1 protein-coding gene is annotated in these 274 nt (G+C 61.7%); it reads left to right on the top strand.

The window, feature by feature from the left end:
* On the top strand, window positions 1-274 hold a 274-nt coding region (locus tag MJ643_RS30735), incomplete at both ends, for a hypothetical protein (RefSeq protein WP_247727314.1).

Here is a 274-nt window from a genome sequence, read left to right as displayed (position 1 = left end):
TGGGCGTGACCGCCCGCGTCTACGACTTCGGTGACCGCACCGAGCTGTCCACCGCTGACCAAAGCCGTTATGTCGTTGGCGTGCGCGGCGAATTCGCTGGCCACGACTATGAACTGGCAGCCTCGCACAACGAAGGCAAGACCCACGGCAAGGTGACCGACGGCTACTTCTCGCAAGTGGCCTTCGTCAAGGCCGTGAACGCCGAGAACAGCGACTACAACCCCTTCTCCTTGACCCAATCGGAAACCTTCCGCAAGGCCATCGAAGGCGCCAA

The sequence above is a fragment of the Pseudomonas sp. PNPG3 genome (assembly GCF_023093815.1).
Lineage (GTDB): Bacteria > Pseudomonadota > Gammaproteobacteria > Pseudomonadales > Pseudomonadaceae > Aquipseudomonas > Aquipseudomonas asiatica.
This window is presented reverse-complemented; position numbering and strand designations above follow the sequence as displayed.